The organism is Arthrobacter sp. BB-1 (assembly GCF_006151685.1).
Lineage (GTDB): Bacteria > Actinomycetota > Actinomycetes > Actinomycetales > Micrococcaceae > Arthrobacter.
Map to the genome: position 1 here is coordinate 138,124 of NZ_VDEV01000039.1, position 13,723 is coordinate 151,846.

The following is a 13,723-nucleotide window of genomic DNA, read 5'->3' on the forward strand; positions in this document are numbered from 1 at the left end:
GAACCAGCAAGCCCCGGAAGAACAGGTACCCCGCTACGCTAGCCCTCTCCGCCCCCGCTGCAAAGCCAGCAGTCTCCGGGCCCTGTGGACAAGCTGTGCACTAAGCGGCATAGCTTGTGCACAGCCTGTGGGCAAGGCTGTGGACAACAAAAAAGTTTTCCTGCCAATATGCGGCTGACCTGCGCAAACGCTATCGCAAGCATGTGGAGTAAATATTTCTTCCGGGGAATTTCATCCACAGCCCATATCGTCGCCGGGACACCTTATGCCCTGGATGCGGGCAGTGACGCAGTTCATTTGCGGCCCCGCGTGCTTCGCCATATGCCGTTGCGGGCGTCCGCTGCCCGGCAGGGGAACCCATATGCACAGCAGTGAATATTGCTGTGGATAAAGAGGAACTGGCATAAGCTCTATGTATGGGCGAACTACTGCTGGTTCTGCTGCCGGCGATCGTCTTGGCGGCGCTTATTTGGGGGCTTGCCACGGCCCTTAGCCCGCGCGATTCAGGCGTTTCCGACGCCGAGAAGTACCAGCGTGACCTGGCCGAACGTTCAGCCCGGCACTACGCCGCCCAAGTTCAGGCAGCCACCGCTGCCCGGGCCCGCCTCGAGTCCATTACGCGGCCAAGCCAGAACGCCCAGGCGATGCACTCAGATCTGGCTGCCACCAGGAAGTACACAGAACGGCTTTGAAAATGGAATCGCTCGTGATCCCTGTCCTTATCCTCCTGGCCGTGGCGGCCGGAGTCTTGCTCGTCGCCCGCGCCCTCAGCAGGCGAAGGGCTTCGGCCGGCGCGGCATCCGCGGCGCCTGCGGTCAGCTCCGCGGACCTCGCCCGCCAGGCGGCTGGAAAACTTTCCGAGGACGAACACCGGCGGCTCTATGCCCTTATCGCCCAGGGACAGGCCATGGCGGCCATCAAGCTGTACTACGAGGCCACGGGCGACGGGCTGCGCGCGTCGCGTGATGCGGTTGGCGCCCTGGCCGCCCACCCCCAGCCTTACCGCGGCCCGGAGGCCGTGCCAGCGGCCGCTGAGGACGACGACGACGATGAGCCGCAGCGGTTCCCCTACCGCTACCGGGCGATTGCGAGCAAAGGGGACGTGACCCGCGAGGTCAGCAGCAACATGCTCAACGACGAGATCTACGGCCGGATCCGCACCTTGGCCCGCAACGGGGACACGGAGGCGGCCGCCACCGCCCTGACCCGGCACTCTGATATCTCCATGAAGCAGGCCAGGGAGTTCATCGAACTGCTGGACGACTAAGCCCGGCGGGAGTCGCGAAGATGCGTGGTGGAAGTTGGCTCGCCTCAGCGAGGAACTTCAGGCGTTCCCGGAGATGCCGGCCAACAGCTGCTCGAACGGCAGTGACTCCATGGGGGCAGGCTTCCGGCCCGGCTGGGCCCCCTCCAGCAGGCGGGCAAACTCCCCGGCAGCGCGGTCGATGCGGGCGGCAAGGGAGGACCCGCCGTCGTCCGCGGTTCCCCAGTCCTGCGGGCCGGCGAAGACACCCGTGGCCGCGATCCTGGTGCGCAGGTAGCTGAACAGCGGGCGGAGGGCGTAGTCCAAGACCATCTGGTGGCGATCGGTGCCGCCCGTGGCGCCAAGCAGTACGGCCTTGCCGTCCAGGGACTTGGGGTCGAGGACATCGATGAAGGACTTGAACAGGCCGCTGTAGGACGCGCTGAACACAGGCGTTACGGCAATGATGCCATCAGAGGCCTCCACTCCGGCGATCACCTCGGCCAGCCGGGGTGCAGCATAGCCTGTGACAAAGTTGTTGGCGATGTCCACGGCAAGGTCCCGGAGCTCGACGACGTCCACGGTCACGTCATAGCCGGCCGCGCCCAACTGCCGCTCGGCCGAGGCGGCGAGCTGGTCAGCAAGCAGGCGGCTCGACGACGGGACGCCGAGGCCGGCGGAAAGGACTGTGATACGGCGGGCTTCCATGGCGTTCTCCTGTTACTCGTTCATCCCCATGCTACATGCATATGCATGTACTGTGTGAACGGCGGCGAGGGCCTGGGTATTCCCGCGGACGTCGGGTGTTTCCTGGCCCTGCGCTACAGCAGCACAGAGCCACGGATGCAGGTGGTGGAATCGCCGCCCACCCAGATCTCCCCGCCGTCAGCCGAGACGTGGACCCGCCCCGCCCTCCCGAGCATGGTTCCCTGGGCCGCGACGTATTGGTCCGGAGCCCGGCCACTGCCAATCAGCCAGTGTGCCGCCCCGGCATTGAAGCTTCCCGTGACGGGGTCTTCCATCATGGCGTCGCCCGGGATGAAGGTGCGCACCTCGAAATCGATCCCCGGGTCATCCCGCTCCGGCCCGATTGCGCCGATCTTCAGGCTTCCCATGGCGGCGAGATCGGGTTGCAGGGCACGTACCTGCGCCGCCGAAGACAGCAGCACACCAATCCATTCGGGACCGTTCACCAGCCATGAGGCGTCGAGCACCTCGGCCTCGGGGCGGCGGAGCGCGGCCGCCACCTGGCGCCGGGTTGTCCCGTCCACCGGACCGAAGCGGGTCAGCGGCGGGCCTGCGAAAGCCAGCCGGCCGCCGTCGTTCTTGACACGGACCAGGCCGGCGCCGCACTCCTGCACCACAAAACCATCCGCCTTCGGCACTCCCCCCGATTCAAGCCACGTGTGGGCCGAGCCCAGCGTCGGGTGGCCGGCAAACGGGAACTCTTCACTGCCGGTAAAAATCCGGAGCCGGTAATCAGCGCGCGGATCGGTAGGGGGCAGCAGGAACGTGGTTTCGGACAGGTTGGTCCAGTTGGCGAACTGCTGCATCTGTCGTCCACTCAGCCCCTCTGCGTCCACGACGACGGCCAGCGGGTTCCCGCGGTACGGCTCGCTGGAGAAGACGTCCACTTGGTGGAAGGGGCGGCTGCGGGGGGCTTTGAAAGTCACCGCTGCAGGCTATCACCGGTGCTGGCAGGCGGACGGCCGTTCTGCGACACTACGTCCATGGCAGAGAACAAGACCCAGCCCACCGGCGTGCCCGTCGAGGAGTTCCTCGCGGCGGTGGAACATCCCGGGAGGCGTGCCGACAGCTTCGAACTGCTTGGGCTCATGCGGTCCATCACTGGCCAGGAGGCGGTGATGTGGGGGCCAAGCATCGTGGGCTTCGGCAGCTACCACTACCGCTACGGAAGCGGTCGGGAGGGGGACGCCGCCGCGGTCGGATTTTCACCGCGCACAACGAACCTTGCCCTCTACGGACTAACCTACGGCCCGGATGCTGACAGGCTGCTTCCCGGACTGGGGAAGCACAAGACAGGGGTGTCCTGCCTCTACATCAACAGGCTGCAGGACGTGGACCGAGGGGTGCTCAGCGAGATGATCCGGGCGGGCTACCAGCACGTCATGGCGGAACTGCACAGCCCCTGACAAACAGGAGACCCCCGCCGCCGGGATCCGGCAACGGGGGTCTCTGTACAGTCAGGACTGTTGAGACGTAAAGGCTACTTGCCTGCCACTACATCGAGTTCGATGACAGCAGCAACGTCCTCGTGCAGACGGACGTTGGCCTGGTACGAACCAACCGACTTGATGTGGACCGGCAGTTCAACCTTGCGCTTGTCGATGCTGCCAAGGCCAGCGGCCTCAACGGCGTCAGCGACGTCGCCCTGCTTGACGGTGCCGAACAGGCGTCCGGTTTCGCCAGCCTTGACGACGAGCTTGACCGGCTTGGACTGCAGTGCAGCGGCCTGCTTCTGAGCATCTTCCAGGGAAGCGTGCTCGCGGGCAGCGCGGGCAGCCTTGATGGACTCAACCTGCTTTTCGCCGCCCTTCGACCAGGTCAGGGCGAAGTTGCGGGGCAGCAGGTAGTTACGGGCGTAACCGTCCTTGACCTCGACAACGTCGCCAGCAGCACCGAGACCGGTTACTTCGTGGGTCAGAATGAGCTTTGCCATGTTAGTTAATCCCTTCCTTAGCCGCGGCCAGCGCCGGAGTAAGGCAGCAGAGCAACTTCGCGGGCGTTCTTGATTGCCTGGGCGATCTTGCGCTGTTCCTGCACCGTAACGCCAGTGACGCGACGGGCGCGGATCTTTCCGCGGTCGGAGATGAACTTGCGCAGCAATGCTACGTCCTTGTAGTCGATGACAGTGATGTCAGCGGCCTTCAAGGGGTTGGACTTTGGTTTGGGCTTACGGAGTTCAGCCTTAGCCATCGTGGAGCTCCTATTCTAGGGAGCCCGTGGATGTTGATCCACGGGATGGTGGTAGTCCAACGGCGGCAGCCGCCTTGGTGCGCGCAGGCACTGTGGCGGGTCCCGGCGTCGGGCCTTTATGGGGTGTGTTTTAGAAGGGAGGTTCGGAATCGGGGCCGTTGCCCCAGCCACCTGCACTGGACACGCCGGGCGTAGCCCAGGGATCGTCCTGCGCAGCCTGCTGGTTGCCGCCGCCCCAGCCTCCACCGGAGTTGCCGCCCTGGTTTCCACCAGAGTTGCCGCCTCCGAAGCCACCGCCGCTGTTGCCGCCGCTGTTGCCGCCGCCGAAGCCGCCCTGGCCACCCGCGCCGGAGCGCTGGGTGCGGTTGACCTTTGCATTGGCGTAGCGCAGGCTGGGGCCGATTTCGTCGACCTCAAGCTCGATAACGGTGCGCTTTTCGCCTTCCTTGGTTTCGTAGGAACGGCTCTTCAGGCGGCCGGTAACGATCACGCGCATGCCCTTGGTGAGGGACTCGGCGACGTTCTCGGCTGCTTCACGCCAAACAGCGGCGCGGAGGAACAGGGTTTCCCCGTCCTTCCACTCGTTGGACTGGCGGTCAAAGGTACGCGGGGTGGAAGCGATGGTGAAGTTCGCTACTGCCGAACCGGACGGTGTGAACCGCAATTCCGGGTCATTGGTGAGATTACCGATGACCGTAATGGTGGTCTCGCCTGCCATCTACTGCCTCCTTGTTCGATCCTGGGTGAAGAGTGCGTTCCTGCGGGGTAAAGAATGAAGATCGGTGCTGAAACTACTCAGCAACAACCTTCTGCTCTTCGGGGCGGGTGATCTTGGTGCGCATGATGGTCTCGTTAAGAGACAGCTGGCGGTCAAGTTCCTTGGCGGTTTCCGGCTTGGCGGTGAAGTTCACCACAGCGTAGATACCTTCGGACTTCTTCTTGATTTCGTAAGCCAGGCGGCGACGGCCCCAGATGTCAACCTTCTCGATGGTTCCACCATCGTTGGTGATGACGTTCAGGAACTTCTGAAGCGACGGCTCAACGGTACGCTCTTCGACCTCGGGGTCGATGATTACCATCAATTCGTAAGGACGCATATGTGAACCCACCTCCTTTGGGCTAAGCGGTTACGGCATTTCCGTAACAGGAGGTTCATTTGCGATTCCGTGCAATGACCCGCCGCCGGAACGGAGGCAGGACGCAGCACAGACTTCAATATCTTAGTGCATTTGGACCGGATAGGCGATTCGCGCTTGACTCAAGGCTATGCGGCCGGCAACAGTGTGGAAAGCGTCCGTGTGGCGGATGTGGAAAACTTCTGCCACCCTCGGGCGTGGCTGGTCTGGAACGCCCTTATCATCTGACGTATGGATAAACGTTTGGCCGCTCTTGGCGTGGCGGCAATCTTCCTAGGCGGCTGCTCGGCCCCTTCACCTTCACCTTCACCTTCACCTTCACCTTCACCTTCACCTATCGTGACGGCGCCGGCGGAGCCCGCAGCAACCATCCCAGCCACAATCGACGGCGGAGGACCCACCCGGCAAGCTGCCGCTGACTCTTTCGAATTGGCGGCAGCCGGGGACATGAACCCGGACGGGAACACGTCCACGGAATCGCCCAGTGGCAAAAACGCCGCGTCCATCATCGCCAGCCTGAACGACGGCTCCTTGGACAATTTCATCGCAACGGGTGACTTCCAGTACGACAAGTCGGTGTGCTCCGCGCTCGGAGCCTATGACCAGCTGTGGGGACCGGCCAAATCCAAAACGTACTGGGCTGCAGGACCGAACCACGACGTTCAGCCCGGCAGGAACGACGAACTGGACAAGTATATGAACGGTGAGTGCGTGTCCACTACGAAAAGCGCAACCAACACCCACCTTGGCCGGTTCGTGGACGCCCTCGAATGGTACTCATTCGATAAGGGCAACTGGCACTTCCTTGTAGCCCCGACCGCCACCTGGCGGTACGACGCTGAGCGCGCGCGGGCAATGACGTCGGAAATGGACGCCGATTTAAAGGCAGCCAAAGCGGCCGGCAGGCATCTCGCCGTCGTCTACCATGACCCATACTTCACCTCTGACACGTCCAGCCACGGCCGCTTCACCGAAGCCAAGCCGTGGATTGACGTTTTCTGGGCAAACCGGGTCCGGATACTGCTTTCAGGCAGCCAGCACAATTATGAGCGGACCTGCCCGGTGAACAACGCGGACCAGTGCGTTGCGGACGGCATGCAACAATTCCAGGTGTCCACTGGTGGAATCGGCCTCCGGCGGTTCAAGAGCAACCCCTCTTATGTGCAGCAGAAGTTCAGCGACACCTGGGGTCACCTAAGAATGAGCCTCAAGGCTGACGGCTCTTACACGTGGGAATTCCGTGCCGTTTCCGGCGGCATGCAGACTGACAGCGGGTCACGCAGCCGCTGAACCGCCGTCCGCTCGCCAGTACCGCAAGCCGCCGCTCGCGGCGCCATTGCTGTCCACGTCGACCAAGGCGTATGGGAACGACCGGTGATCCAACTGGTCAGGTCCTCGACCCCTGACGTCCGAACACCATGTGCCTGTGTTGATGTAACGGGTTGTGCACCCCTCCAGTGCCGATTCCAGGGCACGGTGGGTGTGGCCCGAGACGTACCAAGCCACCCCGGAACCATGCTCTTCGAGAGTACGTGCGAACCGACGCGCTGCCGCGGGGCCTACCTCTCCGGCGATCCTGTGCCCGGCGGCCGCCAGCATCATGCGAGTGGCGGCGCGCGGAAGCGCCGACACTGTCCGGAACCGGGACAGGCGCGCCAGGTCCCTCAGGGCCGCCTCATCGAGCGCAAGGCGAAGTGACTCGGACTGCAACATCTCGTCGTACTCGGGCTCCCGGATGCGGCGTTCCGCCAGCTCGGAGGCCAGGCAGGACCGGGCAACGGCCCCGGCACGGCTCAGGCGCGAGCTCGACGGGTCGGCGTTCCAGGCCGCGAGCGGTGGCAGGTTCAGCTGGTCGGTACCGTTGATCGCCGAGCGGAGCACCTCAGGAATCCGGTGCAGCGCGTGGTGCTGGTGCCCGTGCTCGGCCACCAGCACGTGGGGCACGTGCAAGAACCACGGATGCACCTGAACCCGTGTGGGCTCGAGGGGTGACAGCAGCGCTGACAGGTGGGCGGCAACCGACGGCCGGGCTAACTCCACGTCGTGGTTGCCGCACACGAAGTGCAGCTGCACGCCGCGAGCGGCACACGCGTCCAGGGCCCGGAACGTGTCAAGGTGCTGGATGAGGATCGACTCCAGCCGCGCAAGGCTCTCGTCTTCGGCCAGACCGACCAGCTCGAACGTGTCACCCACGAAAACGACGTGCCGCTGCGTACCGGCTCCTGCCAGGACCTCGCGGCGCAGGAATCCGGGTAGCGCTGCGCCTGGGCGGCGGGGGTCGTCGTCCGATACGCCCAAGTGGAGGTCGCTGAGCAGCCACCACCGCGCAGCGCCGTTCATGTGAGCAGTCCCACGACGCGCGGAACGAAGAGGAGGAGGTACATCACCCACATGACTCCGACTACCCTGCGGTCTATGGTCAGGCCCAGGAGCCTCGTTGGCCGTTCGGCGCCTGGTCCCGCGCGTCGGATCTCGAGCGCGATAAGGGTAACGAGCAGCGCGGCGGTGATGAGTAGGGCGGCAATCGCGAGCAGTCCCGCCAGATCGATCATGACACGACCTCCTGTCGTGCGGACACGAACTCCTGTCGTGCGCGTGCCATGCACGCGCCAAGGGTGATGACGCCCATTGTGATGACGCACGCCTGCCACGACCACACAGCGAGGTAGAACATCGCGGTGGACACCGCCGTTAGCGAGGCGAGGCCGAGAGCCAGGACGAGCAGCCCGCGGAGGGCAGGGTCGGTAACCGACGTGAGTCGGACCAGTGCCTGCCCTGGCAGCAGGATAACGACGACTGTCGCGGCGACCACCTGCAGCGGTGTCGGCAGCCCGACGAGCGTCACCAGTGACAAGGCGACGGCCGAGAGGCCGAGGACCAAGGTTTGCCGGCTGATGGGGCGGTTCATGGCGTCACCTGGTAGGCGCGTGCGTCGGCATTGCTGAACACGAGCTCCACGCCCGGTTGCGTGCGCAGCCACTCCTCCAGCTCGGCGAAGCCGCTGGCGCTGGTGGCGCCCCTGAGCACAAGACTCGCTTCCGACGAGCGGGTGAACAACGCGACGGCGCCGGCAGGGTTTTTCCGGGCGTTCTCGTAAACCACTGGGCCGCACGCCGCCGTAGACAAGTCGGACCGGCACATGTAGTCGATGGTCCGATACGGGTGATCGAGGTAGGACTCGCTGCGCCATGGCGTCGGGGGAGCAGCCGACATGATCGTCGAGCCGGGCGGCGCAAGGCGCTGCACGGCAGCAACGGCAGCGATCTCGTTATCGGTGAAGACGTCAAACTGGGCGTTCCCGAACCTGCCTGTCACTGTCAGCAGGCCCAACAAGCAGAACGTCAGCGCGAGGCCCCCCGCCGCACGGAGGGAGGGCTGGGTGCTGCCTTCTGTGGGAAGCAGGATCGAGCAGGCCTGCAGGGCTATGAAGGGCAGGGCGAAAAGCGAGACACGGATGAGCATTTCCCCGCCGTACAACTGCACGGGGAAAAGCAGCAGTGGGGTGACAGCAAGGAGGACTACCCGGATGTCGAGACGCCCCCTGCGCCGGTCGCGCACCGCGCCCGCCACCGCGAGCGCCCACAGCAGGAGGGTGAGAACCACCCGGGCCTCCACCACGAGCACATGCCCGGGGGTTCCGCTCACGCGGTCGACGACGTTGGCATTGACCGCGGCCAGCACTCCTCCTTCCGCCAGGGGCGGGTTCCCCGTGAGGTAGGTACTGGCGGGGTAGGCGAGCCAGAGGGCCAGTACGACGGCGGTGATGAGAGGCAGCCGGCCGGGCCAGACACGTCCGCTCAGGGTGAGGGCGGTGAGGGCGATCAGCAACATGAAGGGTGTCAGTTGATGGCTCGCGCAGATGACCGCGACCAGCACGAGAGCCACCACGAGGGCGCTCACCCGGTACCCCGGCTGGGGCTCAGCCGGGGACCGACCTTGCCACCACGCAGCCAGGTCGGTATCTCGGAAGCCGTGGAACTTGGGGGGCCGCGCGGCCAGCGGCCCGACGACAAGTGCGATCACGACGAGGTACAGGAAGAAGCCGAAGGCTTGGGGAGACAAGTAGTCCTGGTCCTGCCAGTTGCCGAGGCAGAAGAGCCAGAGCACGAGCCACTGCCGTCGCGGATCCTGCGTAAGGTAGCGCATCAGCACGCCCACAGCAGCGAGCCACATGCCCACGTTGAGCACAGGCGCCCACAGGGCAAGGGTTACCGGGTCGAGGCCGGTTGCCTTGAGCACTGTCGCGAGAAGGGCGAAGAAACCCGGCCAGTTAAAGTAGGCGTCAATGTCGGGGTCGATCCCCTGGCTGCGCGAGAGGGCATCGGCGATGCCGAGATGACGGAACGCGACCTCACCACGGGGTACGTCCGTGACGAAGGCTGCCGTGCCGAAGAGCACGAGCACCAACACCAGCAGCAGCCACATCATGACCGCGCGGCCGGCCGGACCTGAGGCATCCCCTCGTAGCGCCACAACGAAGGCGACGTTCAAAATCAGGACACCTGCCCAGAATGGGTAGGGGAGCACGGCAACGAGCCCCAAGTCGCTGTTTACTGGAACGGCGACCGTTGAAGCGGCCCAAGCGGTAAGCGCCAGCGACACGGCCCCCGCCAGTGCGCACCACGCGTCACGGGCCTTCCAGCGTTTCTGGATGCGGCTGGGCGCATCAATTGTTGTGGTCATCGTGACTCCTTTGTGACGCGCCGGAGAACGGCGACTAAACGGAGGCCGACCACGACGGCCCCAATGGAGAGCACCACCAGCCACGCAAGGGCCATGGCGCCGGGGCCCGTTTCGGCGACTAGCAGCGCTGAGGTGCAGAGGGCGACTCCGAGCGTCACGCCGACCACGATCGGTTCGACGTAGCGGCCGAGAGCCCGGCACACGGCGTTGTAGGCCTGTAGCACCGCGTACGGAACCAGTCCGGCCGCCAACCACCGCAGAGCGTCAGCGGATGCGTCGGCGTACCGCTCCCCCAGCAGAATGAGCAGCGGATGAGCGAGGAGGACGAGGACGACTGCCGCCAGACCTCCCACGGCGACCGACCACCGGAGACTCGCCCAGGTTGTAGACACCAGGCGGCGCGGGTCGCGGACACCTTCGGAGAACTGGACGATGCCCATCAGCATCGGAGCGGAGTAGGCTGCCCAGGCCATCATCCAAGCCGGATACCAGTAGGCAGCGGTCTCCGGCGCCACTGTGTGGGCGAGCAGGAGAGGCAGCACCAGCCCCGGGGCGCGCTCCGTGAGGGTGAGGAGCTGGTACGGAATGCCCACCGCCAGCAGTGGACGGCCGCGCGTTGATCGCAAGGATGGCCTCGGCCGGTAACCAATCAGTTTTCGCAGTTGGACCACACCGACGACGCACGCCACCGTGTTCCCGAGGGTCCAGGCAGCCATCATCACGTCGGCCGAGGCGCCGTGCGCCTGCCAGGAAACGAGCGCTGCAGCGCCGAGCGAAACCCCGCCGCCCAACGCGTACCTCAAGGTGGCGCTGGCACCGCGTCCCAACGCCACAAGCGCCTGGTCCAGCACAATCACCAGGGTACCGGTGACGGCAGCCGCAAGGAACGTAAGCCAGAAGAGAACCGATGCCGAGGCCGTTTCCGGCGCCACGGCCGCCTGCAGCACGAGGTAACCGAGGGCCAGCACAGTGCCGGCTACCCCCACGATGGCGAACGCCGCATCCAGCACCCGCGCGGGCGGCTCTCCTCGTCCTACCGCCACGATGACGGCCGACCCTGCACCAAGAACCGCGAGCTGCGTGCAGATCATCACTGCCGCGACCGCAGCCATGGTGAGCCCGACCTCACGGTCTGACGTCGCACGCGCAGCCACGACCCAGAAGGCAAAACCCCAGCCAATCTGGGCGACCTTGCCCACTATGAGGCCGAGCGAACTACGCAAGGGGGAATGCCGGATGGTTGAGGGGTCCGTGACGGCGGTCCCAAGCTCAGCGGTCATGACGCCAGACCTTTCGCCAGGCCCGCATAGTTGTACCAGCAGAAGGCGAGGTAGTAGCGCAGCCACCGAGGCTGCCCCGAGGCGAGGCTCAAGACGCTGCCCCGAACTGCCGCTGCCGCGGGCAACAGCGCCAACCTGGCTCCGCGCCAGCCGTGCTTGCGGATCATCCGTCCCAGTCCCGTTCCGTCCATCAGGAACTGGTCGAGCGCGAAGTTGAAGTCATCGGCGGCGAAACGGTGTTCGACGACGACGCGCTCTGACACTGCCGTTCGCAGCCCCGACTGCCGCATCCGCCAACGCAGCTCGATATCCTCCCCCGACTTGAACTTGTCGTCGAAACCCACGCCCAGCATTAGCTCCCGGTCAACGATCGTCGCCACGAGCCCGAACCAGTTGCGACTGCGGCCGGTGCGGTGGTGATGTGCCAACGCCTGCCCCCAGTAGCCCGGTCCAGCGACACTCTCGAGACCGGCCTGGAGGGCGTCGTAGCCGCCTTCGACCAGCTCCCTGAGTAAATCTGCGACGCCCGTTGGGCCGAACACGACGTCGGAATCGACGAGCAGGACCCAACGGGTACTGCTGCTCTGCACACCGAGCGTTCGCGCCCACGGCAGGCCACGGCCCTCGTCGCTCAGGACGCGCGCGCCGGCCGCGAGGGATAGTTCGACGGTGCGGTCAGTAGAGCATCCGTCCACCACTATGATCTCGGCGACACCTGACTGCCGTAGGGCCTCCAGGCAGCGCGGGAGCATCTGCTCAGCGTTGCGGGCCGGAACGACCGCGGTGACCTCGGAGGGGCTGTGACCCACTGTGCCCACCCCCTCAGATCTGCTCGTCGAGGACCGACGGCAGCAGCTCCTCGAGATACCGGACGATGTCGTCGGACGCTTCGTCCGCAGTGTAGGCGGAGGGCACCTGCAGCAGGTGGCAGGGCCGTCCGTCGAGCGCTTTGCTCAGCACTACCCCTTTTGCGGCGAAGTGCTCGCGCCAGGGGACGACGGATGTGGCAGCCAGGCCTGTTACGACATGCTGCGAGAAGCTTGCCATCTCGATGTGGAAGTTGCCGAGCATGCGGTCGACCATCCACTCCGTTGTCCGCTCAACAATCCGGGATCGGGAGCCTTCGTAGCGCTCGATATAAATGGCCGCCGCGAGCGGGGCCGTCGTCGTCACCTCCCGGCCGGGAAAAGCGGTCCCTGCATCAACCATGCGGTGCTCGGGCGACCAACGCCGGGAGAAGTCCGCGAGGCGCGGGTAACGGATGACGTACGGATGCACCACCGTGGTGAGGCGGCCGACGCTCTTCGAGAGCTGTGGCGGGACGAGGGGCTTCCTTACACCCTGAAACAGGTGGGGGTAAATGTTCCGGTGGTGCGGCTTAATAAACATCGGCTTCGCGTAGCCGAGTAGGGTGGCGTCCTCGGCGAGGAAAGCCCAGTCATCGCCCATGAACGACCACCCCTCGCGCCTCATCAGCTTGGCGGCGGTGCTCGTCTTACCGGTCCCGCCGGCGGCGGGAAGCGCGATCGCGTGCCCCCGGTACGCCATTGTTGCCGCGTGGATCATCCCCGCTCCTCGAGCCACCATGGCGGCATCCAGAACAGGAACCACGGAGGTCAACAGCTCGCCCGGACCATGGATGCGCCACTGGTTTCCGTCCCGCACTACCTGGAGCCGCTCGGCTTGGAAGCGCACGCTGTTTTCCGTGTACGCGAGTTCGTGCTCGAGCAGACCCGCATCCGGCATTGGCTCCAGCCGGTCATCCACCATGATGTCGGCCGGCCGTTCGGTGTCAGTGGCGAAACACGCCAACATGCTCTTGAGCTGTGGCGCTGCTGGCGCCTCTGCGTCAACGCGGATCGTAATGCGGCCGTGGATGTCGAAGTGCAGTGCCTTGGTGTTGGACTTGGTCTGCCTGTACATGGTGTCCCCTGTCTTGTGGTGCCAATCGATGATGTTGCTGATGTGGACGGCGCCGGCCGCCTCGGCCGGCGTTCGCCTACTTCGCCAGCGTGAGGATGAGCTTGGGTGCGTTCGTGCTGCCGGCCTCCTTTGAGTTCAGGTCCAGGCCATCGCTGCTGTTGGCATCCATCCCAAGTGAGAGCATTTGACCAAGCTCACCCTTCACGGAATCGGCGTTCAGCAAAATCTTGTAGATGGTGTTGGTCGTTGTCGGGCCGAGCGTGCCAATGGTGGTGCCAAGGGCCGGACGGAGTGGAGTGCCGCTGTACGTGATCCCAGCCTCGGTCCAGCTGTCATCACCGACCAGCTTGACGTTCTGCGTACCCGTTGACCCGCTCCCGGCGCTGCGCAGCTCCAGCGTCGCACTCTCCAGGGTCCTGCCCGCATACGCTGACAGGTCGAACTTCAAGTACGTGATCTCCACCGGGCTGTTGTCCACACCCAGGATGGTGCTCGTGCCATAGTTCGTCCCCGGCGCCCCA

Annotated in this window: 18 protein-coding genes; 4 read left to right on the forward strand and 14 right to left on the reverse strand. The window is 65.0% G+C overall.

Going from position 1 to position 13,723, the window contains the following annotated elements; all coding sequences use genetic code 11:
* The first annotated feature begins 416 nt into the window (after positions 1-416).
* Both FHJ30_RS20000 and FHJ30_RS20005 read left to right on the forward strand, forming a co-directional pair.
* Positions 417-692, forward strand: a complete 276-nt coding sequence (locus tag FHJ30_RS20000) for a hypothetical protein (RefSeq protein ID WP_139031000.1) — start codon at positions 417-419, stop codon at positions 690-692.
* Positions 693-694: 2 nt separating this feature from the next.
* Positions 695-1,267 carry a hypothetical protein gene (locus FHJ30_RS20005; protein WP_139031001.1) on the forward strand — a complete coding sequence of 191 codons (573 nt, stop codon included), beginning with the start codon at positions 695-697 and terminating at the stop codon, positions 1,265-1,267.
* A gap of 57 nt (positions 1,268-1,324) precedes the next feature.
* Here the strand turns inward: FHJ30_RS20005 and FHJ30_RS20010 are convergent, their stop codons facing one another.
* Both FHJ30_RS20010 and FHJ30_RS20015 read right to left on the reverse strand, forming a co-directional pair.
* Positions 1,325-1,951 (reverse strand): FMN reductase, encoded by a 627-nt coding sequence (locus tag FHJ30_RS20010; RefSeq protein ID WP_139031002.1) that lies wholly within the window; start codon positions 1,949-1,951, stop codon positions 1,325-1,327.
* 113 nt (positions 1,952-2,064) lie between these two features.
* Entirely contained in the window at positions 2,065-2,916 is an 852-nt protein-coding gene (locus tag FHJ30_RS20015; RefSeq protein ID WP_139031003.1) for a PhzF family phenazine biosynthesis protein, read from the reverse strand.
* A gap of 57 nt (positions 2,917-2,973) precedes the next feature.
* On the opposite strand from FHJ30_RS20015, the gene FHJ30_RS20020 reads away from it, so the two are divergent.
* Positions 2,974-3,396: a DUF1801 domain-containing protein gene (locus tag FHJ30_RS20020; RefSeq protein WP_139031004.1), complete on the forward strand. Its 423-nt coding sequence runs from the start codon at positions 2,974-2,976 to the stop codon at positions 3,394-3,396.
* A 74-nt stretch (positions 3,397-3,470) separates the two neighbouring features.
* Here the strand turns inward: FHJ30_RS20020 and rplI are convergent, their stop codons facing one another.
* The 4 genes from rplI to rpsF all read right to left on the reverse strand — a co-directional run bounded on the left by rplI (position 3,471) and on the right by rpsF (position 5,277).
* On the reverse strand, positions 3,471-3,923 hold the full coding sequence (rplI, locus tag FHJ30_RS20025) for a 50S ribosomal protein L9 (RefSeq protein WP_139031005.1): 453 nt from the start codon (positions 3,921-3,923) through the stop codon (positions 3,471-3,473).
* 17 nt (positions 3,924-3,940) lie between these two features.
* Positions 3,941-4,180, reverse strand: coding sequence for a 30S ribosomal protein S18 (gene rpsR, locus FHJ30_RS20030; RefSeq protein WP_003800144.1), 240 nt, complete (start codon positions 4,178-4,180; stop codon positions 3,941-3,943).
* A 130-nt stretch (positions 4,181-4,310) separates the two neighbouring features.
* Positions 4,311-4,898: a single-stranded DNA-binding protein gene (locus FHJ30_RS20035; RefSeq protein WP_139031006.1), complete on the reverse strand. Its 588-nt coding sequence runs from the start codon at positions 4,896-4,898 to the stop codon at positions 4,311-4,313.
* Positions 4,899-4,971: 73 nt separating this feature from the next.
* Positions 4,972-5,277: a 30S ribosomal protein S6 gene (gene rpsF, locus FHJ30_RS20040; RefSeq protein WP_013602900.1), complete on the reverse strand. Its 306-nt coding sequence runs from the start codon at positions 5,275-5,277 to the stop codon at positions 4,972-4,974.
* Between the two features lie 378 nt (positions 5,278-5,655).
* Between rpsF and FHJ30_RS20045 the strand changes: the two genes are divergently transcribed.
* Positions 5,656-6,606 (forward strand): metallophosphoesterase, encoded by a 951-nt coding sequence (locus tag FHJ30_RS20045; protein ID WP_240793774.1) that lies wholly within the window; start codon positions 5,656-5,658, stop codon positions 6,604-6,606.
* Here FHJ30_RS20045 and FHJ30_RS20050 read toward each other — a convergent pair.
* From FHJ30_RS20050 to FHJ30_RS20085, 8 genes are all read right to left on the reverse strand, one after another.
* On the reverse strand, positions 6,592-7,656 hold the full coding sequence (locus FHJ30_RS20050) for a hypothetical protein (RefSeq protein ID WP_139031007.1): 1,065 nt from the start codon (positions 7,654-7,656) through the stop codon (positions 6,592-6,594). The genes FHJ30_RS20045 and FHJ30_RS20050 overlap by 15 nt on opposite strands.
* Positions 7,653-7,868 carry a hypothetical protein gene (locus FHJ30_RS20055; RefSeq protein WP_139031008.1) on the reverse strand — a complete coding sequence of 72 codons (216 nt, stop codon included), beginning with the start codon at positions 7,866-7,868 and terminating at the stop codon, positions 7,653-7,655. Before FHJ30_RS20055 ends, FHJ30_RS20050 begins: the two co-directional genes overlap by 4 nt.
* A complete protein-coding gene (locus FHJ30_RS20060) occupies positions 7,865-8,224 on the reverse strand; it encodes a hypothetical protein (RefSeq protein WP_139031009.1) in 360 nt (119 codons plus the stop codon). The genes FHJ30_RS20055 and FHJ30_RS20060 overlap by 4 nt, the downstream gene beginning before the upstream one ends.
* Positions 8,221-9,999 (reverse strand): glycosyltransferase, encoded by a 1,779-nt coding sequence (locus FHJ30_RS20065; RefSeq protein WP_139031010.1) that lies wholly within the window; start codon positions 9,997-9,999, stop codon positions 8,221-8,223. Before FHJ30_RS20065 ends, FHJ30_RS20060 begins: the two co-directional genes overlap by 4 nt.
* Positions 9,996-11,279: a lipopolysaccharide biosynthesis protein gene (locus FHJ30_RS20070; protein WP_139031011.1), complete on the reverse strand. Its 1,284-nt coding sequence runs from the start codon at positions 11,277-11,279 to the stop codon at positions 9,996-9,998. The genes FHJ30_RS20065 and FHJ30_RS20070 overlap by 4 nt, the downstream gene beginning before the upstream one ends.
* On the reverse strand, positions 11,276-12,088 hold the full coding sequence (locus FHJ30_RS20075) for a glycosyltransferase (RefSeq protein WP_139031012.1): 813 nt from the start codon (positions 12,086-12,088) through the stop codon (positions 11,276-11,278). The genes FHJ30_RS20070 and FHJ30_RS20075 overlap by 4 nt, the downstream gene beginning before the upstream one ends.
* A 13-nt stretch (positions 12,089-12,101) precedes the next feature.
* Positions 12,102-13,202: a hypothetical protein gene (locus tag FHJ30_RS20080; protein ID WP_139031013.1), complete on the reverse strand. Its 1,101-nt coding sequence runs from the start codon at positions 13,200-13,202 to the stop codon at positions 12,102-12,104.
* A 76-nt stretch (positions 13,203-13,278) separates the two neighbouring features.
* Positions 13,279-13,723, reverse strand: a 445-nt coding sequence (locus tag FHJ30_RS20085; RefSeq protein ID WP_139031014.1) for a DNRLRE domain-containing protein, incomplete at its 5' end; no start/stop codon positions are given.

Bases quoted from the DNA above. Each gene is read 5' to 3' on its own strand.
- FHJ30_RS20035 (WP_139031006.1), bottom strand. From the start codon at position 4,898: ATGGCAGGCGAGACCACCATTACGGTCATCGGTAATCTCACCAATGAC.
- rplI (WP_139031005.1), bottom strand. From the start codon at position 3,923: ATGGCAAAGCTCATTCTGACCCACGAAGTAACCGGTCTCGGTGCTGCT.
- FHJ30_RS20080 (WP_139031013.1), bottom strand. From the start codon at position 13,202: ATGTACAGGCAGACCAAGTCCAACACCAAGGCACTGCACTTCGACATC.
- FHJ30_RS20005 (WP_139031001.1), top strand. From the start codon at position 695: ATGGAATCGCTCGTGATCCCTGTCCTTATCCTCCTGGCCGTGGCGGCC.
- FHJ30_RS20065 (WP_139031010.1), bottom strand. From the start codon at position 9,999: ATGACCACAACAATTGATGCGCCCAGCCGCATCCAGAAACGCTGGAAG.
- FHJ30_RS20060 (WP_139031009.1), bottom strand. From the start codon at position 8,224: ATGAACCGCCCCATCAGCCGGCAAACCTTGGTCCTCGGCCTCTCGGCC.
- FHJ30_RS20055 (WP_139031008.1), bottom strand. From the start codon at position 7,868: ATGATCGATCTGGCGGGACTGCTCGCGATTGCCGCCCTACTCATCACC.
- FHJ30_RS20020 (WP_139031004.1), top strand. From the start codon at position 2,974: ATGGCAGAGAACAAGACCCAGCCCACCGGCGTGCCCGTCGAGGAGTTC.
- FHJ30_RS20070 (WP_139031011.1), bottom strand. From the start codon at position 11,279: ATGACCGCTGAGCTTGGGACCGCCGTCACGGACCCCTCAACCATCCGG.
- FHJ30_RS20000 (WP_139031000.1), top strand. From the start codon at position 417: ATGGGCGAACTACTGCTGGTTCTGCTGCCGGCGATCGTCTTGGCGGCG.
- FHJ30_RS20010 (WP_139031002.1), bottom strand. From the start codon at position 1,951: ATGGAAGCCCGCCGTATCACAGTCCTTTCCGCCGGCCTCGGCGTCCCG.
- rpsF (WP_013602900.1), bottom strand. From the start codon at position 5,277: ATGCGTCCTTACGAATTGATGGTAATCATCGACCCCGAGGTCGAAGAG.
- FHJ30_RS20050 (WP_139031007.1), bottom strand. From the start codon at position 7,656: ATGAACGGCGCTGCGCGGTGGTGGCTGCTCAGCGACCTCCACTTGGGC.
- rpsR (WP_003800144.1), bottom strand. From the start codon at position 4,180: ATGGCTAAGGCTGAACTCCGTAAGCCCAAACCAAAGTCCAACCCCTTG.